General features: G+C 37.0%; 18 protein-coding genes and 1 pseudogene. 13 read left to right on the top strand and 6 right to left on the bottom strand.

All coding sequences use genetic code 11. The features are described from left to right. Positions 1-6: 6 nt before the first annotated feature. From ACI48O_RS16815 to ACI48O_RS16795, 5 genes are all read left to right on the top strand, one after another. On the top strand, positions 7-1,434 hold the full coding sequence (locus tag ACI48O_RS16815; protein ID WP_435563004.1) for a LutB/LldF family L-lactate oxidation iron-sulfur protein: 1,428 nt from the start codon (positions 7-9) through the stop codon (positions 1,432-1,434). Continuing rightward, positions 1,434-2,144, top strand: coding sequence for a LutC/YkgG family protein (locus ACI48O_RS16810; protein ID WP_435563003.1), 711 nt, complete (start codon positions 1,434-1,436; stop codon positions 2,142-2,144). Before ACI48O_RS16815 ends, ACI48O_RS16810 begins: the two co-directional genes overlap by 1 nt. 482 nt (positions 2,145-2,626) lie before the next feature. Continuing rightward, positions 2,627-4,621 carry an oxidoreductase gene (locus ACI48O_RS16805; RefSeq protein WP_435563002.1) on the top strand — a complete coding sequence of 665 codons (1,995 nt, stop codon included), beginning with the start codon at positions 2,627-2,629 and terminating at the stop codon, positions 4,619-4,621. Between the two features lie 422 nt (positions 4,622-5,043). Beyond that, on the top strand, positions 5,044-5,730 hold the full coding sequence (locus tag ACI48O_RS16800) for a hypothetical protein (RefSeq protein ID WP_435563001.1): 687 nt from the start codon (positions 5,044-5,046) through the stop codon (positions 5,728-5,730). 233 nt (positions 5,731-5,963) lie between these two features. Then, complete coding sequence (locus ACI48O_RS16795; protein WP_435563000.1) at positions 5,964-7,142, top strand: inorganic phosphate transporter; 1,179 nt, start codon at positions 5,964-5,966, stop codon at positions 7,140-7,142. Between the two features lie 424 nt (positions 7,143-7,566). Here the strand turns inward: ACI48O_RS16795 and ACI48O_RS16790 are convergent, their stop codons facing one another. From ACI48O_RS16790 to ACI48O_RS16775, 4 genes are all read right to left on the bottom strand, one after another. Next, positions 7,567-9,543 carry an FtsX-like permease family protein gene (locus ACI48O_RS16790; protein WP_435562999.1) on the bottom strand — a complete coding sequence of 659 codons (1,977 nt, stop codon included), beginning with the start codon at positions 9,541-9,543 and terminating at the stop codon, positions 7,567-7,569. Further along, positions 9,536-10,303 (bottom strand): ABC transporter ATP-binding protein, encoded by a 768-nt coding sequence (locus ACI48O_RS16785; RefSeq protein ID WP_435562998.1) that lies wholly within the window; start codon positions 10,301-10,303, stop codon positions 9,536-9,538. The genes ACI48O_RS16790 and ACI48O_RS16785 overlap by 8 nt, the downstream gene beginning before the upstream one ends. A gap of 126 nt (positions 10,304-10,429) precedes the next feature. Further along, positions 10,430-11,431 carry a sensor histidine kinase gene (locus tag ACI48O_RS16780; RefSeq protein ID WP_435562997.1) on the bottom strand — a complete coding sequence of 334 codons (1,002 nt, stop codon included), beginning with the start codon at positions 11,429-11,431 and terminating at the stop codon, positions 10,430-10,432. A gap of 1 nt (position 11,432) precedes the next feature. Next, positions 11,433-12,104 (bottom strand): response regulator transcription factor, encoded by a 672-nt coding sequence (locus ACI48O_RS16775; RefSeq protein WP_435562996.1) that lies wholly within the window; start codon positions 12,102-12,104, stop codon positions 11,433-11,435. Positions 12,105-12,390: 286 nt separating this feature from the next. Here ACI48O_RS16775 and arr point away from each other — a divergent pair, with 286 nt between their 5' ends. The 5 genes and pseudogenes from arr (at position 12,391) to ACI48O_RS16750 (ending at position 15,925) form a co-directional block, all read left to right on the top strand. Beyond that, a complete protein-coding gene (gene arr / locus ACI48O_RS16770; RefSeq protein WP_435562995.1) occupies positions 12,391-12,780 on the top strand; it encodes an NAD(+)--rifampin ADP-ribosyltransferase in 390 nt (129 codons plus the stop codon). A 55-nt stretch (positions 12,781-12,835) separates the two neighbouring features. After that, positions 12,836-13,331, top strand: a pseudogene (locus tag ACI48O_RS16765) (P-loop nucleotide/nucleoside kinase family protein). Between the two features lie 550 nt (positions 13,332-13,881). Next, on the top strand, positions 13,882-14,580 hold the full coding sequence (locus ACI48O_RS16760; RefSeq protein ID WP_435562994.1) for a DUF4230 domain-containing protein: 699 nt from the start codon (positions 13,882-13,884) through the stop codon (positions 14,578-14,580). A 341-nt stretch (positions 14,581-14,921) separates the two neighbouring features. Beyond that, a complete protein-coding gene (locus tag ACI48O_RS16755; RefSeq protein ID WP_435562993.1) occupies positions 14,922-15,626 on the top strand; it encodes a GNAT family N-acetyltransferase in 705 nt (234 codons plus the stop codon). A gap of 38 nt (positions 15,627-15,664) precedes the next feature. Next, complete coding sequence (locus ACI48O_RS16750; protein WP_435562992.1) at positions 15,665-15,925, top strand: hypothetical protein; 261 nt, start codon at positions 15,665-15,667, stop codon at positions 15,923-15,925. 136 nt (positions 15,926-16,061) lie between these two features. On the opposite strand, the gene ACI48O_RS16745 is transcribed toward ACI48O_RS16750, so the two are convergent. Next, a complete protein-coding gene (locus ACI48O_RS16745) occupies positions 16,062-16,469 on the bottom strand; it encodes a hypothetical protein (protein ID WP_435562991.1) in 408 nt (135 codons plus the stop codon). A 67-nt stretch (positions 16,470-16,536) separates the two neighbouring features. Beyond that, entirely contained in the window at positions 16,537-16,662 is a 126-nt protein-coding gene (locus ACI48O_RS16740; RefSeq protein WP_435563079.1) for a DUF4240 domain-containing protein, read from the bottom strand. 454 nt (positions 16,663-17,116) lie between these two features. Between ACI48O_RS16740 and ACI48O_RS16735 the strand changes: the two genes are divergently transcribed. The 3 genes from ACI48O_RS16735 to ACI48O_RS16725 all read left to right on the top strand — a co-directional run bounded on the left by ACI48O_RS16735 (position 17,117) and on the right by ACI48O_RS16725 (position 19,624). Next, positions 17,117-18,358, top strand: coding sequence for a hypothetical protein (locus tag ACI48O_RS16735; protein WP_435562990.1), 1,242 nt, complete (start codon positions 17,117-17,119; stop codon positions 18,356-18,358). A 31-nt stretch (positions 18,359-18,389) separates the two neighbouring features. Then, entirely contained in the window at positions 18,390-19,115 is a 726-nt protein-coding gene (locus ACI48O_RS16730) for a restriction endonuclease (protein WP_435562989.1), read from the top strand. Between the two features lie 77 nt (positions 19,116-19,192). Beyond that, on the top strand, positions 19,193-19,624 hold the full coding sequence (locus tag ACI48O_RS16725) for a hypothetical protein (protein WP_435562988.1): 432 nt from the start codon (positions 19,193-19,195) through the stop codon (positions 19,622-19,624). Positions 19,625-19,637: the final 13 nt, after the last annotated feature.

The raw sequence follows: 19,637 nt of genomic DNA, 5'->3' as shown, positions 1-19,637 counted from the left end.
GCCAACATGGGAATTAAGATTAATGACCAAACTTTTGAGAAAAATCTTGAAAAGAATCTAAACGATGATTTCATGCGTGCGGCAATGGTGAAAGCTCAAGATTTAATTAGTAAAAATAGAACGAACGTGCTATCACAATTGGGAGATGGTAATTTCCGTGAGTGGCAAAAACTATCAGGAGAAGTTCGTGCCCACGTTCTTGAAAACTTAGATTTCTATTTAACCCAGTTTTCTGAAAACGTTATCAAAAATGGAGGTAACGTATTTTTTGCCAAGGATGCTAAGGAAGCCTCTCAGTATGTTACCAATCTAGCAATAGAAAGAGGCGTTAAAAAAGTTGTAAAAGCTAAATCGATGGTTACAGAGGAAATTGGACTTAACCATGCAATGATGGATGCTGGTGTAGATGTAAAAGAAACCGACTTAGCTGAATACATTTTGCAATTAGATGACTGGAATCCACCTTCACATATGGTCGTGCCATCTTTACATTTAAACAAAACCCAAATTCGTGATGTTTTTGCCAAGAATGGATATACTGGCAACGATATTCCCGAAGACTTAGCTGCATTCGCTCGTGCTTCACTGCGTAATGAGTATGTAACGGCTGATATGGGAATTTACGGATGTAACTTTGCTATTGCTGAATCTGGAGCGATTTCATTAATTAGTAATGAAGGAAATATCGACCTTTGTACATCAGCACCTGAATTACAGGTAGCTGTTATGGGTATGGAACGTATTGTTGCGACCTATGAAGATGCAGATATCTGTATTAGCTTATTAGCTAGAAGTGCAGTAGGGGCAAAAAATACAAGCTATACCACATTTGTAAACGGGATTACTGAAGAAGGCGCTGCGGATGGTGCTAAAGAATTTCACGTGGTAATCGTTGATAATGGACGTTCTAAAGTATTACAGTCTCAATTCAGAGAAGTATTACAATGTATGCGCTGTGCTGCATGTTTAAATGTCTGTCCAGTCTATCGACAAGTTGGTGGCCACTCTTATAATGCGATCTATTCTGGACCACTTGGCGTGGTATTAACGCCATTACTTGCAGGCTATGATGACTTTAAAGAACTTCCATATATGTGTTCACTTTGTGGTGAGTGTACAGAAGTTTGTCCATCTAATATCCCGTTGCACTCATTAATCCATGAGCACAAGCGTGTATTAGCTGAAGAAAAGAAGGCTTCTGCATTCTGGGGTGCAAGTATGTCCGGAGCAGGTATGGTTCTAAGCCGTCCTTGGATGTACAAGCTAGGAACAAGTATTGCGCCATTAATGACAAAACCATTGATGGAAGATGGAAAAATTAAAAAAGGTGTTAGCATTCTTAAAGGTTGGACAGACAAACGTGACTTGCCTGCATTGGAAAAAACACGTTTCAGAGATTGGTATGAATCAAGAAGTAAGGGAGGAGATAAGTAATGGTACAAGGGCAAATTTTAAATAGAGAGTCATTTATTTCTAACCTTTCAAATATACTTGGTCGCCCAATGCCGAAAGAGGTTGTGCATCCTGAATTATCAAGCAAACCTCAGCTTGAAATTTATAAAGGCTTTACTCAAGAACAACTAGCTGAAGAATTCCATAAGAATGCTCAAGTTAACAAAGCAGGATCTGGTGGTAAGATTGATTCCTTAATTATCGAGAAAAAAGATCTTGCAAAAACGGTTGCTGAGAAACTAGTGGAACATGGAACAGGCCCAATTATCGCTTGGAATGATGAGCGTTTTGCAGAATGGGGTCTAAATGATGCGTTGAAAGATGCGTATGTTTGGACTGATGAAAAAGGCCGTGAAAATATTGATAAGGCATTGAATGCGTCTTATGGCGTGTGTATTAGTGATCTTTCAATTGCTGAAACAGCTTCTTACACTGTCATTGATAAGTTGGGAAAAGGAAGATCGTCAAACTTCCTGCCTTTAAATTATGTTTGTATAGTACCGCAAAGTACAATCGTTCCTCGTTTAACACAAGGAATGCAAAAACTTCATGAAATGTCAAAGCAAGGAATCAATCCTGCAGCCATTAACTTTATTTGTGGTTCAAGTAGTTCCTCTGACATTGAGTTAAACAAGGTATGGGGCGTACATGGACCGATTCGTTTAACTTATCTCATTGTTTCGGATTTATAAAATATAAAAGTATGAGTTCCAGATTCCTTATTAGGGGTTTGGAACTCATTTTTTATTTTGCTTTACTAAATAGGAGTGGTACCAGGGGATTAAAACGAAAGGCTATGTTAAACTTGAATGTTGTTCTTCTCTGTGTTTGAAAAATAAACGGAATAATTCCGTTTAAATTGGGAAATACCCTTATTTCCTTAAAAATAAAGGGAGTTTTTCCGCTTATATTACCCAAAGCATTAGATTTTGACTTATTTAGAGGAGTTAGTCGGAATATCTCCGTTTATATATGTATTCTAAGTCTCCACAATAATCATTAGCCGGAAAGTCTCCGCCTAAGTTCTCATCCTTACAATTCCCCATAAATTTCACATACTATTGTCACGAATCTATCAAATGAAAGGATAACAATTTCTGTTAATTACCTATAAAATAAAGCTAGACAGTGAATGTGAATTAGTTCACAAAAATGAAATAAGGGAGGCCAACTTATGCATTATAAAAACATATTCAAAGAAGGTAAAATAGGTAACTTAACACTGAAAAACAGAGTCGTCATGCCACCGATGGGAACGAATTTAGCTGGTCCTGAAGGGGAGGTAACTGATCAACTTGTCGCCTATTATGAAGAAAGAGCGAAGGGTGGAGCAGGGTTAATTATTGTTGAATTTACCTGTATTGATTATGAATACGGGAAAGGATTTATTAGACAATTAAGGCTGGACGACGATCGCTTCATCCCGGGGATTCATCGTATAGCCGAAGCGGTCCATCAATATGGAGCAAAGACTTTTGTGCAAATCCATCATGCCGGCCGGCAGTCAAGCTCCGCATTAATCAATGGGAAACAAATCGTTGCTCCTAGTAATCTTGCCAGTGCTGCAATAGGTGAAGAACCTCGGGAATTAACAACTGCGGAAGTAAAAGAGTTGGTCAATAAATTCGTGCAGACTGCCGTTAGATGTAAGCAAGCGGGGATTGATGGCGTGGAAGTTCATGGTGCCCATGGCTATTTAATTAACCAGTTCTTAAGTCCTCAAACAAATTTGCGGACTGATGAATACGGGGGAAGCTTTGAGAATCGAATGAGATTTATTGAGGAAATCATTTTCAGTATTCGAGAAAAGTGCGGTGGGGATTACCCTGTTATCGTCCGTCTAAGTGTTGATGAATTTGTCGAAGGCGGCATCGATTTAGAGTTAGGTAAAAAGATTTGTCGGTACTTGGAAAAATTAGGAGTCGATGGACTGGATATAAGTTGTGGTACCTATGAATCTATGGACAAAATTATTGAATCGCCGTTATTTGAACAAGGCTGGAGAGTCTATTTGGCCGAGGCGATTAAAAAAGAGGTTAATATTCCAGTCATCACGGTTGGATCCATTCGTGAACCGCAATTTGTTGAAGCCATTTTGGCTGAGGGAAATGCAGACTTTGTGGCCATCGGCAGAGGATTAATCGCTGATCCTGAGTGGGTAAACAAAACAATGGAAGGACGCGAGGCAGAAATTAGAAAATGTATTAACTGTCTCCATTGTATCCATTCAGCTATGGGTGGTTCACACATTCATTGTTCCATTAATGCAAGAGCAGGCCGAGAATTAGAGTTTAAGGAACTGCTCCCAATTCATGCTGACGAAAAACGCCATGTTGTAGTTGTTGGCGGAGGTCCAGGTGGAATGGAAGCGGCTCGAAATCTATCATTAAAAGGTTATCATGTAACTCTTTTTGAAAAAGAAGACAAGCTTGGAGGCCAATTGCACCTTGTTTCTGATCCAAATTATCTAGAGAAAATGATGTGGCACGTTAAGTATCTCAGCAATGAAATGAAACGTCTAAATATTGATGTCCGCATGAATACAGCGGCCACTGTTGAAGCGATTACTGCTCTAAATCCATATGCTGTTATATTGGCAACAGGCGGAAGACCTAAGCTCCCACAGGTAGAGGGCAATGATTTAGCCCATGTTTATACTTATGAAGATGTAAAGTTACAGAAAAAAGAATTTACTAATAGTAAAGTGACAGTGATCGGAAGCGGTATGATCTGTCATGGAACAAATCGTCGCCTTGCCGAAGCTGGGAATGATGTCACCTTTGTCGAAATTCCTACAAAAGCAAGCCAGAGAATTGGACCTGATACGAGATTGAGATTGCTTGAGAAGCTGAAACAAGTAAATGTCAACATTGTTACTGACCACAAAGTTGAACGAATCCTTCCAGACCGTGTAATGGTAGCGGACTTAGCTTCTGGGAAACAGTCAGAATTTGAAACAGACTTTATCATTGTTGCTATGGGTGTTGAAGCCTACAACCCATTAGAGGAAGCATTAAAGGTACAGCTGGAAAATGTGTTTGTATTAGGTGATGCAGCAGGCTTTAGCTCGCTTGGCGAGGCTACCCGAGACGGCTTTGAAAAAGCATATTATCTTGAATCCATCGTTCCTCCTATCCACCAGGAGGAAGAGGTATTACAAACAGTATAGAAGAGAGATGTGAGGTGACAGGTACCATCCAGTTTTCTGGAAGGGCCTGTCACCTTTTTTTAGGCAGGAACTCATTTTTTATTGGTGTTGCAGTTTTAGTTAGCCTTTCATTTTTTTACAACGGCATTCGTCATAAGAATGTCGTTTATTTATTTTTGTATTGGAAGGATTTTGTAATTTATAATGGAGGTAAAATATATGAAAAAATTAATCTCTGAATTTTAGTACTAAAAATGCAAAAAAAGTTTTAGGGGTATTTTATAAAAAATATCTGTTTATAGATGAATCTTATGAATACGGATTTAGGATGACAGATTTTGATAACACTTAATTCTTATGAGTTTCTAATCATCAAAGTTTTTACCTCACTGCTTTACATTTTTTCAGATGTAAGCGAACGACAAATAAGGGGGATAACTTTAATGCTAAATTCATTAGAACGATTAAGATTAGATGTGGAGTCTTTATGTAACTATCATGTTCATCTTATACCAAGGGAAAAAGCAGAAGCTTATTGTTTGTTTGCACAGAGCCCCGCTCAAGCTATAAATGAGGGAAACGTTTGGCAGATTTACATTCTTGAATCCTTATCGAGTAAAGAACGCATAGAAGCCGAAGCACATGAGCTAGGCCATTTGCTGGTTTACTATCGACCACCTGGTCTCATAACGATGGATTCTATCGTGATGTTTGATGAAGACATGCAGGAGCTGATTGGTGAAATAGATAATGCCATTCAACATAAATTACTTATTGATGAGTTGAAAACTAGATATAACATCAGTAGTGGTTTACACATTCAATTAATGGAGACATCATTAAAGGACATTCGTGCTGAAATAAGAAATTTAGTAGATAAAAAAAATAATAAACTATTACACGCCATGGGTGTTTATTTATTTGATATTGCGCGAACAAACATGAATGCTTCAGCAAGAGTTGACCAAAAGCTTCAGTTAAACACAACTGTCAAACATGCTTTTAATGCAGCGCAGCTTCACTTATCCCAGATTAAATTAGGTCAATCTCAAACCATTCAACGCCAATCTGTTAATAGATTTATGAGAGATATCGGTTATGAGGAAGAACTGGATTATTTTTTTTTATGAATGAATGCAAAAATACAGCTTTTACCGAAAAGAATAAGAACCCAATTATCAAAGGAGAAAGTAAAGGAATGACTTACAATTATTTAATCAATTAAACTATTATATAGAAGAAACTACCTTTTAGTGTGAGTTATTAGAATAAATTAAGAGAATAAAAGCACCATCCCCATGTTTTCAATCAAGGTTACGATTAACGTTATTACGAGATTTGGGATGAAAGAGTAGCTTTTCATTTGACCGACACAACAGGGCAAACAGCATCCACACTCCGGAAAAAATTTGAACCGAAGGAAGTTGATAATAATGTTGGAAATTCAATTGGCACAATGCAAATATTACTTTCATGGAAGTCCGATCCTATGGAAATAACGTTATTGGATTTCATTTCTCAATTAAGTGAATATCCAGCATTGATCATCACGACAATCCTGACATTGGGCGTCATTATTGTCAATGGATGGACGGATGCTCCCAACGCCATAGCCACTAGTGTTTCCACCCGTTCAATTCGTCCGGGTTCAGCCATTTTCATGGCGGCGGTGTTCAACCTGCTTGGTGTACTTACGATGACTTTGGTCAATCAAAAGGTGGCTGAGACCATTTACAATATGGTTGATTTTCATGGGAATGTAGATGATGCGTTGGTCGCATTATGTGCCGCAATGATCGCGATTGTGCTTTGGGCAACTGCAGCTTGGGTATTTGGAATTCCAACAAGTGAAAGTCACGCCTTAATTGCCGGGGTTTCGGGAGCAGCCATTGCTTTACAGGGAGGATTCTCTGGAATTAATGGCAGTGAGTGGATCAAGGTTCTCTATGGTTTAGGTCTATCAACTGGCTTGGGTTTTGTGTTGGGTTTTGTGATGGTGAGGCTTGTTGAACTTCTGTTCAGGCGTATGGATCATTACAAATCGGGTAAGTTTTTTGGAAAAGCTCAGATTTTTTCCGCGGCAGGCATGGCGTTTATGCATGGTGCACAGGATGGTCAAAAATTCATTGGTATATTCTTGCTTGGAATGTTTCTTGCCAAAGGCCAGGCAGAAACAGCCGAAGTGATCATTCCGTTATGGCTCATGGTAATTTGTGCTGCAGTAATGGGGCTTGGCACATCAATCGGTGGCTATCGTATAATCAAGTCTGTCGGGATGGATATGGTTAAGTTGGAAAAATATCAGGGGTTTTCTGCTGAATTAGCAGGGGTTACGTGTTTATTTCTTTCAACTGCCACTGGAATACCGGTTTCGACAACACATACAATCACAACTGCGATTATGGGCGTGGGAGCTGCAAAGAATATCAAAGATGTCAATTTTGGCGTTGTCCGTGAAATGGTACTGACCTGGGTGCTGACATTCCCATTCTGTGGGTTAGTTGGGTACTTGATGGCTAAGCTGTTCATATGGGTTTTTTAAAACGGGAATTGGCGATACATAAATATCAGAAAACATCTGTATTGCAAGGATGCGGCAGATGTTTTTTACTTTTAGAGAGTTTACATACATTAATCATTAAACACTGGGCAGGTTCTATAAAGGCTCGGGTATTACTGAAGGTTGATTTTCACTGTGTTTTGAAAATAGACGGAGAAATTCCCGTTAAATTGGGAAATATCGATATTTCCTTAAAAATAAAGGGAGTTTTTCCGCTTATCTCATCCAAGTCCTTGGATTTTGGCTTATTTTGAGCAGTTAGAGGGAAAATCTCCGCTTATTTTCCCCATTTATGTTCACATTTTTAAATTAGACGGAAAATCTCCGCTTATTATTCTCAGGACCCGCGCGAAAAAATGCCCTCGCCAAAATAAAAAAGAGGGCAAAGCCTTATCAGGCTCCGCCCCTAACTAACGATCTTATAATATTCTCTTGCTGTTAATGTATAAACCAATGCATAAAACGCGGCAAAGATGAAAATGGTTGCTGCTGTACATAAGACAAAGAGATTAATATTTGTTAAGTTTAACAATGCCAGTAGTTTTGTAATGACCTTGAAGGCAAAGGCGATGTGAATAACTGCTGAAACAAGCGGAAGGAAAAATACAATCAGCACCTGGCTCATAATTGACTTTTTAATTTCTTCTCTACTTAAACCGACTTTTTGCATAATCGCAAATCGTTCTTTGTCATCATAGCCTTCTGATATTTGCTTATAGTACATAATCAAGACGGTTGCCATGATGAATAAGGTGCCAAGAAAAAGACCGAGGAAGAATAAACCTCCGTATAAGGAATAAAAAGATTCCCTTGATTCTTCTCTTCCTTCCGCAGAACCATCGATGGACAATTGATTCAACTTTTGCGATAAAGCTTTTGTTAAGGCAATCTCGTTTTCAGGGCTTCCTTCAGCGTCAAAGCCGTAATAGAAGGATAAATCCTTCCATTCCACCGCATTCCACTCCCCAACAGGGTATAGGTCTTTAATTGTTTCTACATCTTTTACAACAACAAAATAACAGTCTGTCAACATTGCTGATGCATCGCCATTGATTGATAAGTCTTTTATCTGTTCTTTAATTTGAAATTCATGTCCTGCGATTGTTATGTTATTTTTAACAGGGTCGCCCCTAAAAGTGTACAGAAGTACCTCGTTGTCTTTCAGGGGAGTGGAGAGATTCTCCAACTGGTTGTACTCATCAAGCGGGAGTAGTTCAATCATCGTAATTTTTGAAATTGACTTTTTGGTTGTGCGATCTGTTTTAAATGTGTTTCCCACTTTTAGTGTAGGAAAGGCTGCAGAGCGATATGACACTTGGTCCTTTAATTTGATTTGATATTTTCCAGCTTCCTCCTGAACCATTTTTTCCACAGCCAGTTCCTGTTCTTCAGAAAAATTATTAGCTGTAATATCAATCTCTTTTGGAAAGCGATTTTTCAATAGATCTTCCATCCCAATATAGAGGGACAAGGTGGTTGACAACATGACCAATACCATGGTTGATAGAATACAAATATTGGCTAGGCCTACTGCGTTTTGTTTCATCCGATAAATCATGCCTGATACACTAATGAAATGCTTTGTTTGATAATAGAAGTTTTTGTTTTTTCGTAATAATTTTAACAAGGCGATCGTGCCGGCCGTATACAAGGCGTATGTTCCGATAATGACGAGCAATACGGCAAAGAAAAATTTAGTTAACGCAGCTAAAGGTGATTCGGTTACCAGTGCGATGTAGTATCCGGATGATAGTGTTGCCACACCGATGAAGATGAGAATCCATTTCGTTTTTGGTTCTTTTTCACCGACCTGACCGCCACGCAGCAATTCAATCGGTTTTGCCAGATGGATATACCGTAAATTATTGAGAAGCGATAGGGTGAAAATGCCCAAAAAAAGGACCAAGGTCATTCCGATAGATTTTACCGAAACAAAATGCGTGAGCGGCACTTCAAAACGTAAGATGTTATTTAAAAGCAGAAACATTAACTTGCTCAGGACCATTCCGCTTACTAACCCCGGGATCATACTGATGACAGTGACGAAAAAAGTCTCCCATATAACCACTCTAGCGATGTGCTTTTTCTCCATTCCAAGAATGTTAAATAGCCCAAATTCCTTTTTCCGTCGCTTGATTAAAAAGCTGTTAGTATAAAACAAAAAAATGACTGAAAAAATCCCAATGACAATGTTGCCTAAAAATAAAATCTGCATTAAAGAATCACCGCCGGACATCTCTTTCAGACCCGGATTTCCAGATATAAAATGCATGATATAAAACATCGCAATCGTACAGATACAGGTAAGAATATAAGGGATATATGTCTTCCGCTGTTTATTGATATTGGTTAGGGCCAGTTTGGGATAGAAAAATTTACTCATTTCTGCCACCGCCCGTTGCAATGATATTTAATGTATCCGAAATTTTTTGATACATCGCTTCATTGGATAAGGACCCTTTATAAATTTGATGGAACACCGCTCCATCTTTGATAAACAGAACGCGGTTGGCGTGGCTTGCAGCCTTTGTACTGTGGGTAACCATCAGAACTGTTTGCCCTTCTTGGTTAATTTGTGAAAAAATCTGCAGTAGATCATCAGAGGCACGTGAATCCAAGGCTCCGGTCGGCTCATCGGCAAGAACGAGCTTCGGATTCGTAATTAAGGCTCTTGCAACCGCTGCCCGCTGCTTTTGACCGCCGGAAACCTCATATGGGAATTTTGTTAAGATGTCCATGATCCTCAATTTTTCGGCAAGCGGCTTTAAGCGCTTGCTCATTTCACTGTAGGATGTATCGGATAAGACGAGCGGTAAAAAGATATTGTCCTGCAGTGAAAAGGTGTCGAGCAAGTTAAAGTCTTGAAAAACAAAACCGAGATTCTGCCGGCGAAAGGCTGAAATTTCTTTTTCGCTGATAGAAACGATATCGTTTCCATTAAGGAAAACCTCACCGCTGGTCGGTTTATCAAGTGCTGCTAAAATATTTAAAAGCGTTGTCTTTCCGGAACCGGATTCGCCCATAATCGCAACATATTCCCCTGCTTCAACTGAAAAGCAAACATCTGTAAGTGCTTGAACATGATTTCCGCCAAAACGGGTTGTGTACACTTTTTTTAGATTTTTCACCTCTAGTAATGTCATGAAAAATTCCTCCGTCTCACGTTTATTTGCATGTTCAGTATAGCAATGGGCGATATGCACAGACATTGCTTTGTCTTACAAATATGCACTCAAACTTACATTATTGTAAGATTGAAGCTCGTGGTCTCATTCCACTCCGATTTCCTTTGTCTCCAAATCAATGATGACCTTTGTTCCTTTTCCTACTTCCGATTCAATGGCGATGCCGTGGGATAGCTTGGTCAATATTTGTTTGCATAAATACAAGCCAATTCCTGTCGATTGTTTTAACTCGCGTCCATTGTATCCGGTAAAACCCTTATCAAATACCCGTGGCAAATCTTCTGCGCGAATGCCGATACCGGTATCTTCAATAATCAATCGTTTATTTTTCATGAAAATCGAAATAGTGCCTTCGTTTGTATATTTCAACGCATTGGATAGAATCTGCTCAATAACAAAGAGCAGCCATTTTTCATCTGTTAACGCGGTACAGTTTACATCCGAATAGTTTAGGGTGATTTTTTTTCGGATAAACATTTTGGCATTTTTTCGGATTGCCTGCTTGATGGTGTCATCGACTTCATATTTTTTAAAAACAAGATCATTGGACATGTTTTCTAAACGAAGATATTGCAGGACAAATTGAACATATTGTTCTATTTTAAATAATTCCATTTCAAGCTCCGAGGTTTGTTCCGTTTGTTCCGATTGGAGAAGCAGCCGCATTGCTGCAATCGGTGTTTTGATTTGATGGGTCCATAGGGTAAAATACTCGACTAAATCCTTCTGTTTATTGTCAGCTTGGACGATCAAATCGTGCTTATTTTTTGATAAAATTTGCAGCAGTTCTTGATATTGGCGTTCAATCACATTCGTTGGGGCAGGCAATTGACCGATTTGCAGCATAATCGTTTTTTGGGCGGTTTTTAGCAGCCTGTATCGCTTTCTAAATTTTAAAAAATCCACAACAAAAAAGATGAGGCCAATGTACAGACATAAAAGGGTACTGTAGAGGATCGGTGCGAGAGGGAGATGACTTAGTGAAAAAACGATGAGAAAACAGAGCGCAAAAAGAGCGATAAGGGCTACCGGTTTCCAGTTTTTATGTATATATAGGAGGAATACGTTTTCTTTATAATTTTTCATCTCAGTCCACCAAATAGCCGAGCCCTTTCTTTGTTTTAATAAAATCGTTCAGTCCAATTACTTCTAACTTTTTACGGAGCCGATTGATATTTACTGTCAGTGTATTATCATCAATAAAACTATCCGTTTCCCACAGCCGGGTCATCAGGACATCTCTTGACACAGTCTTGTCCTTATTTTCAAGCAGAACGTGCAGGATTTTTTGATCATTTTTGGTTAATTCAACCCTTTGCCCATTAAAGGTGAGCGTCCCGTCACTTGTGTTCAAAATAGCCCCGCGGTGTTCCAGCAAATTGGTTTGTCCGGTGAAATCATAGGTGCGCCGAAGTAAAGCCTGGACTTTGGAAGTAAGAACGTTTAAGTCAAAAGGTTTGGCAATAAAGTCATCCCCACCCATATTCATCGCCATAACAATATTCATATTATCGGATGCAGAAGAGATAAAGATAATCGGCACCTTGGATAATTTGCGAATCTCACTGCATAGGGTAAACCCATTCATAAAGGGGAGGGAGATATCTAATAAAACCAATTGTGGATCAAAGGAAACAAATTGAGTCATTACGTTTTGGAAATCGGATATGTATTCGACCTCAAATCCCCATGATTGGAGGTGATTTTTGAGAGTTTTGGCGATGGTCATGTCGTCCTCGATGATTAGTAGTTTGTGCATGGTCAAACCTCCGTTCATTGAGTGGGGTGGATTGTATATTTATTTTAGCTTATTGGAAAGGGTTGGAACAATTTTTATTTTTGTAGGGGGGAGGTTGGGGGGCTTGGAGTTGGGAAATACAGATTGAACAACTTTTACAATACCTTAGATATCTTATCTAAATTCCAATGTTCCTGCTTTTGCTTCATTAATAGACTACTCTTCCTAAAATTCACATACTATACTGTTATATAAATCGAAAAATTGGGGGTTGTATCAATATGAAACACACAAGATGTCATAGATAATGGACCTTTTTTTTCATGGTACAAAAGCAGAACTAAAAATAGGGGATTTATTAGAACCACAATACTTATCAAATTACCAAGATAAAAAATCTAACTATATTTATTTTACTGCAACCTTGAATGCTGCTAAAAGGGGTGCGGAATTAGCAAGATCTACAGCAAAAGAAAGAATTTATATTGTAGAGCCACTAGGAGATTTTGAAAATGATCCGAACTTAACTGACAAAAGATTTCCTGGAAACCCAACACGTTCTTATCGATCTAAATCTCCTTTGAAAATAGTAGCCGAATTAGGTTCATGGGAAAGACATTCCGACGAAGAAATAAATCAAATGCTTGCTTCTTTAAAAAAATTAAGTGAAGAAGGAAAAAATGTAATATACGATTAATCCTTAAAATCCGGTGGCGTAACAACCGCTTAAAAAAGCACGGGAGTTAAAAAATATGAAACAATTGGGGACGTTATACTTTTTCTGTGGAAAAATGGGCGCAGGAAAATCAACTAAATCAAAACAATTGGCGATAGATAAACATGCAGTACTGTTGTCTGAGGATGAATGGCTGTCATCTCTTTATCCCAATCAAGTCGGGTCATTTGAGGACTATCTAAAATACTCAGCACAGCTCAAGCCGTTGGTGAAAAAGCATGTCCAAAACATATTAAGTGTCGGAACAGATGAGTGATGGATTTTCCAGATAACACTCAAAAACTGCGAAAGTGGTTTTGGATATTGCGGCAGAGGTCAATGCAAGCCATCAATTAATTTTCCTTAGTCTAAATAACAACCAATGCTTACGTCAAATTGCACAAAGGCGGAGTGAACAACCCGAAAGAGCAGCTTTTGACACGGAAGCGGTGTTTATTCATGTTACTAGATTTTTTGAAGCACCAGAAGCCTCTGAGGGTTTAAATATTTTAGAGTTTAGTGGAAAAGAATAACAAGGAGTTCAACACAGCGTTGTAGAACCAGAAAGAACAGGTCATTAGATTATAAAAAACGCAGAGGATGCTAAAACCTCTGCGTTTTTCTGTGTGATTTAAGAACAGAGGGGCGGTTACGGTGATTTACCATGAAGCTTATATGTGGGAGGGAGGATTAACCCCCATTCACTCACACCAACCTTTTACCCCAGAGGTTCTTCCCCAAACCTTTCCCATAAAAACGGAAATAACGCACCAAATCATCTTCCTCCATAATTCTAATGTTGAAAATAAGCACAGTATTTCCGACCCCTGTTATTCACTTTAACCGGGGAATAATCTGAAATACTGTGCTATTTTTTTCAGTTCATTTATAAATGTGCAATATCTTATTAAAAATAATCAAGAGTTAAACTATCCCCGTGTTTGTTTAAAGTTCCTGGTATTTTTAATATTATACTTCAAAAATATTAGATTAATAGTTTAATATAAGGATTAGAAAATAGTAATTTTTTATTTCATTCAAAAGAATGAGTGCAGAAAACAAATGTGTGAGGAGAGAGTATTGATGGGGTTAAAAGAAAGTAGGGTAGAAAGCGCTACTTCTGCCACAATTGGACATAGAGGTAAAGGGACAAGTCTTTCATTGCCATTTTTTAGGCCTAATTTTAAATTTGGGAGAATAATAATTATAATTCTAATTACAGGGTTTTTGGTTTCTGTATTAGTAAATATATGGTTATTTTCAGGAAGAACTTTTAATCAAAAAACTACAATTTTTGTTGAACATGTTCAGGAGTTAGCGACTCTAGCAACCGCTGAAGCGCAGGTTAAGACCGTAATTAAGCAAAAGGACAATAAATTATTTGGAAAAGATATCAAGCTGGATCTCCCTGGAACCAAACGGGAATTATTATTGATTGTGCCTGCCACTGTAATTGCAGGAGTCGACTTAAAGAAGGTGTCCCCAAGCGATATTAAAGTAAATGACAAAGAAAAAGTAATTGAGATTGTTCTGCCGCCAGCTGACTTTATTCAGGAACCCGCACTTCAGATGAATCAAGTAATAACATACTCTGACGAGGGATTACTTCGACAAGAACCTAAATGGGATGAAGGGTATGACCTTGCTGCACAAGCACAAAAGCAAATCAAGGAAGAAGTAAAAGAAACAGGACTATTAAATAAAGCAGAAAAAAATGCGGAAAAAGTATTAAAAGAGTTTTTTAGGAACCTTGGCTACTCAGTGAAAATATCATTTAAATAGAATCGTTGATTTTTATTCCCTATAGAAATAGATTTTTACATCCGCACAAAAACCGTACTGTGAATTGCAAAAGTACGGTTTTGTTTATTAGATCAATTCCTTGGTTTCTTTAGTCAATTTTTGAAATTAATCTAAAGGATAGGTATGTTAAAGTAATTGTAAAAAAGAATAGAGGGGCGGTACTTATGCAGAAGACTAGGCACATGAATCACCCTTTGCCGGTCTGTGATCAACGTTAGTAATTGTTCTTTAATATAATAGTTATTAGAGTTTCAACAAAGGGACCTTATAATGGCAAACGGCTCTATAAGAAAATTCATAATAAACGGAGAGAGCATATTTTGAGAATAAAATCAAAGTCACAAAAAAGTAAAACAATTAATTATTTAGAGCAAGATTCTGATGAAACATTCTACTTTTTCGCAGGGGAAACATCAGGAGGTGTACCGTATGGAATAACATGGGAGGAAATTGTGTCTCAAGAATTAAATCTCAGGTTGGCAGAGAAAAAAGATTCAAAGAAAGCTGCCGAACTAATTCATCTTGCTATTACCGATATTGCCGAACAGTTAACAGGGCAAACGAAATCTGAAAATATCCGCGAAACATTGGCGTACTTTTTTCGTGAAAAAAACAACCGTCTTAGCTTTCAAAATACTATTGTCGCTGAAGTTTTAGATGAAGTAGTAGGAATTGTTATATCTTATCCAGGAGAGAATGCACCTGTCTTGGATGAGCCAATCTTAAGTAGATTAAGAAAGAAAAGTCGCAAACAGGATATTTATTTGGATAAAGAAGCGGAACCAGGCGATTATTACATAGACACTATTTCTGTTAGTCCAAAATATCAAGGATATGGAATAGGAACAGCTTTAATAAAAGCTGCAGAAAAAGCTGCGCAAAGGAATGGATACAGGAGAGTTTCACTTAATGTAGCTCATGACAATCCTACAGCTAAAATTCTTTATACAAAACTAGGTTATCGTGTAGAAAAAGTCATCCAAATAAATGGACATAGTTATGATTATATGGTGAGAGTTATTTAGAATGTGGTATTTATAAAAATTAGGGAAAGCGGGTAAAAATGATTGAAGTTCTGTGGGAGAGAATAAAAGAATGTGAGGGACAAGTGTTTCTTCAAATTAAAGGTGGAGAATTTTCGTATATCGTTAAAGGGAATCTTATTAAACTAAGCCGCACTAATCGGTCCGTATCAAAAAAAACATTAGAAAAAGCACTAGAGTATGTACCACTGGATAATACAGTTCCTTTGCAACAACTTCAGGCTCCGTCTTATTTATTCGCAATCCTGATGGATAAAAGAATTAGAAAAAACGATTGGTAATAGAACTTGAACCTTCAGTTCTAGTGAAAGAAGAAACTTTAATAATGCGTTTCTACTTAGGTTGAAACGTTACAGTTTGTTTTGGACAAAAGACAAGGCACTCAATAAACAGAGTGCCTTGTCCTGCAAATATTTTTTATCTAAGTAAACTACTTATTGAAGCTTCAAATGTTTCCTTTAAAAATGAATCTAATACACTTTCATCAAAAACTTTTTCATCTGGCCCGATAAAACTGTATGTGTTTTCGTTGAAATAAAATTCATGGCCATATCCAGAACGCTTGTGAATATTTTCTATTTCAATTTTTTTATTTGAGAATTTTACTTCCAATCTATTATTAAACAGTCGAACCTTGCAAAAGTAATCTTGGATATCTACTTCGTATTTTTTTTGAGCAACTTCCGATACATCCCTCAACCTATTTTCTAAATCAAGAAAATAATTTCTAATCATTGAAAACGTTTCGTCTATCGTCCTACTGATCGTTAATTCTTCCTTAAATACCTCGTGCACTTTCGGAATAAATTCGTCTTTAAAACTCATCACATCATCTCCTTTTCCTCAATATTTTTAAGAACAGAGGTAAGATCAGAGGGACGGTTCCAACGTTTCACCTTGATACGCCGGAACCCACCCCGGTTTTACCAGCCTCAAAATTATCAAACGCATCGTCCGAATAGCCGTCCTTCAGCACATATTCAGCTCCCCATAAACGAGATTGATAACTAGCGTTCATGAATTCTTGAAAAAAATTCAAAGACTAATACATCTTCCAATTCTTTCGAGCTAATTACTCTGGTAGCCATTTGGATTAATCAAATTCCTTGGCTTTTTCATTAGTCTCCAAAATTCTTTCTTTTCCATTGTAAACACCCTACTCATATTTTGAGACCTACTCAATTTGAATTAACAGGATTTCTTTTAAAGAAAAAACATAATTCACAGCCTTGTTCTAGGTGTATTTTCCCCATTGGGGCCCAGGCAAGCCATTCTCAACATTTAAAAATGATTCTAATTGTTCAATAAATGGATGATTTTTACAAAAATTTTAGAAGTATAATTATTGGTAATTGAATGGAGGGAACAGAGTTTATGGAAGCCAAAGCAATGAATCTCTTAAGTTACCAAGAAAACTACGTGGAAGAAGTATACATACCAACATAATTCCAACCGTATGCAATTTGAAAAATATGCTTAATAAGCTGGTCTTACTTAAAGGTGACTACTCTCAGTTAAAACAATGGGAAAAAAGAAGCTATCAAGCCTATCAAATAGACAAAATTCAGAACAAAATCTTATCAAGCTCCCCTGAAATATGGAACAGTATTATAAAACAACACATTCTAAATGGCGACCCAAAAGATTTTGGAGCTAGTTGCATCGATATCTATTTAGTGGCATTTGTTGCTGAAAATTATAGTCCTGGAAAGGATTCATTTTTCGATTACATAAAGGATAGTGGAATTTCAGATAAAGAGAATACTGCTCAAGCGATTTGGCAGGTAGGAAAGGGGGACGGAGTGTTCCTTGGTTTGCTAAATAACGATGGAACCGTCAGAGATTGGGACTTTTTTAAGAGTTGGATTACAGGGGAGTTTCATCAAGAACAAGTGCATATACCGGACCAACAGATTACTAAAATAAAAGAACCAACTCCCAAAATAGAAAAAGAACATCGGTTTATTAACACCGACAACTTTATAGGAGAAATTTTATCTAAATATCACTCTTTATCTATTAAGGATAATCATCATCGATTTAAGTCATGGGAACATTGCCATTCCTTTTTTTACAAAAATTATTTAAAACTTGAGAACGATGATGTTTTTGACCATGGATGCTTACAATTAGCCTTTTACCTGGCAAGTTGGGGTATGTTACGAGGTAGTTCTTTTCTACTGCAAAAAGACTATAAGATCCATAGTTATTTTCTTAAAAGTGTTGTGATGAACCCTGCAAATCATAAGTTTTTTGGTGAAAATCCGACTTGTTTAGTTGACATCCAAGACATGGACAGGCTCATTAGTGAAACCAAAAGAGCCTATCAAGAAAACATATACGAAGTAAACGGAATAAAAGCTAGAATCAAGGTTACGGACACTCTAGCATCCAAAATATTACTTGGTGTATATGGAAATGTACCGGCCTATGACAGGTATTTTAAAGATGCTTTAACATTATTTGGGATTAGAACTCAATTTGACAAATTATCACTAAAGGAACTGGTAGATTTTTATAACCTCCATCAACATGGATTTGAAAAAAATAAAGATTTATTCAGCAATGATGGGGTTAGCTATACAACAATGAAATTAGTCGATATGTTTTTTTGGCAGATTGGGTTTATGCTAGACAACCCGGACAAGTTTGGAGCAGAAATAAACATAGTAATAGGATTTGCTAACCAATATAAGTCACTCAAAAGACGATAGATCGAACCCTACAACGTAAGGAGAATGTTCAATGGCAAGGAGAAAAAGTGCAGCAAAGCGAGAAAGTGAATTTATTGATGCGGTATTAAAAATGTCTAGTATAGGTGTTTTTGCGATTGTATTGTTAATGACTAAATCATTGAAAACAGCTTTTATTTTTGGATTAATCGGATTTATTGTTTCGATAATTTTTCTCATAGTTAGAAGTAAAAATTATAAGGATAAAGTTAGAAAATCCAGAATTAATGATGTAGATTCTATGACTGGGACACAATTTGAGTACTTTTTAAAGTTATTATTTATCCGTCAAGGTTATAAAGTTGAAACTACAAAAGTTACAGGAGATTATGGTGCTGATCTAGTTATGACTAAGGATGGCAAAAAAATTGTTGTTCAAGTTAAACGGTATAGTAATAGAGTAGGGATAAAAGCCATTCAAGAAGTAGTATCATCAATAGCGTTTTATAAAGCAACAGAAGGCTGGGCAATTACAAATAATGAATTCACAGATGCTGCAATCGAATTAGCAAATTCTAATGGAATTAGATTAATTGAACGTGATGAATTGATAAATATGATTTCTCAGTTAAATGGTAGTTCACCAGAAGAGGCTGTAAAGGAATCAATTAATTATAAGCCCAAAGAACTGTGTATAAAGTGCGGTTCTGAGATGGTTCTCCGAAAAGGCAAAAGAGGAGAGTTTTATGGATGTATCAATTTTCCCAAATGTCGGTATACAAGAAATGTAGGTAGTTAGTAAAAATATGGATTTATTAACCAAGATGAAAAATTAGGTTATAAGCTATTTCAATGAGATAGGAGAGGTGATTTTTTGTGCTACAGAATAGGATTAATGAATTAAAAAGCGGTATTGTAAATATTGTTGATGATAAAGTTCAAGTTTGGGGATTCACACGGGAAGAAATGTTGCTATCTCATTTAGAAAAAGAAATAGGAAACTGGTATTCACAGGGATTATACGATTTTCAATCTCTAGAGTTTCATAATATACAAGATAACGCACTTTTCATTGTTAGAGAAAATGGTGAAGAAATTAACAGATATCAGTATAAACCCGTATTAAGAGATTTGGTTAAATTTAAAGATGAAAAAGGAAATAATGCCTCCCTTACATTTAAAATCAGAAAAAGTACATATAGTGATCATTATCATTTTTTAACGGAACATACCTCTTTGTTGTTTGAAAATAAATCTGAATTGGATCAATATTTGCTAGATAAATATAATTATAATCATGCTTATTGATAGGAGGGATAGA

This window comes from Neobacillus terrisolis, from assembly GCF_051233475.1.
Classification (GTDB): Bacteria; Bacillota; Bacilli; order Bacillales; family Cytobacillaceae; genus Bacillus_BU.
This window is presented reverse-complemented; position numbering and strand designations above follow the sequence as displayed.

What these genes read in the sequence shown, in the direction of transcription:
- ACI48O_RS16815 (WP_435563004.1), top strand. Translation starts at nt 7, where the DNA reads ATGGGAATTAAGATTAATGACCAAACTTTTGAGAAAAATCTTGAAAAG.
- ACI48O_RS16810 (WP_435563003.1), top strand. Translation starts at nt 1,434, where the DNA reads ATGGTACAAGGGCAAATTTTAAATAGAGAGTCATTTATTTCTAACCTT.
- ACI48O_RS16805 (WP_435563002.1), top strand. Translation starts at nt 2,627, where the DNA reads ATGCATTATAAAAACATATTCAAAGAAGGTAAAATAGGTAACTTAACA.
- ACI48O_RS16800 (WP_435563001.1), top strand. Translation starts at nt 5,044, where the DNA reads ATGCTAAATTCATTAGAACGATTAAGATTAGATGTGGAGTCTTTATGT.
- ACI48O_RS16790 (WP_435562999.1), bottom strand. Translation starts at nt 9,543, where the DNA reads ATGAGTAAATTTTTCTATCCCAAACTGGCCCTAACCAATATCAATAAA.
- ACI48O_RS16785 (WP_435562998.1), bottom strand. Translation starts at nt 10,303, where the DNA reads ATGACATTACTAGAGGTGAAAAATCTAAAAAAAGTGTACACAACCCGT.
- ACI48O_RS16780 (WP_435562997.1), bottom strand. Translation starts at nt 11,431, where the DNA reads ATGAAAAATTATAAAGAAAACGTATTCCTCCTATATATACATAAAAAC.
- ACI48O_RS16775 (WP_435562996.1), bottom strand. Translation starts at nt 12,104, where the DNA reads ATGCACAAACTACTAATCATCGAGGACGACATGACCATCGCCAAAACT.
- arr (WP_435562995.1), top strand. Translation starts at nt 12,391, where the DNA reads ATGGACCTTTTTTTTCATGGTACAAAAGCAGAACTAAAAATAGGGGAT.
- ACI48O_RS16760 (WP_435562994.1), top strand. Translation starts at nt 13,882, where the DNA reads ATGGGGTTAAAAGAAAGTAGGGTAGAAAGCGCTACTTCTGCCACAATT.
- ACI48O_RS16750 (WP_435562992.1), top strand. Translation starts at nt 15,665, where the DNA reads ATGATTGAAGTTCTGTGGGAGAGAATAAAAGAATGTGAGGGACAAGTG.
- ACI48O_RS16745 (WP_435562991.1), bottom strand. Translation starts at nt 16,469, where the DNA reads ATGAGTTTTAAAGACGAATTTATTCCGAAAGTGCACGAGGTATTTAAG.
- ACI48O_RS16740 (WP_435563079.1), bottom strand. Translation starts at nt 16,662, where the DNA reads ATGAACGCTAGTTATCAATCTCGTTTATGGGGAGCTGAATATGTGCTG.
- ACI48O_RS16735 (WP_435562990.1), top strand. Translation starts at nt 17,117, where the DNA reads ATGCTTAATAAGCTGGTCTTACTTAAAGGTGACTACTCTCAGTTAAAA.
- ACI48O_RS16730 (WP_435562989.1), top strand. Translation starts at nt 18,390, where the DNA reads ATGGCAAGGAGAAAAAGTGCAGCAAAGCGAGAAAGTGAATTTATTGAT.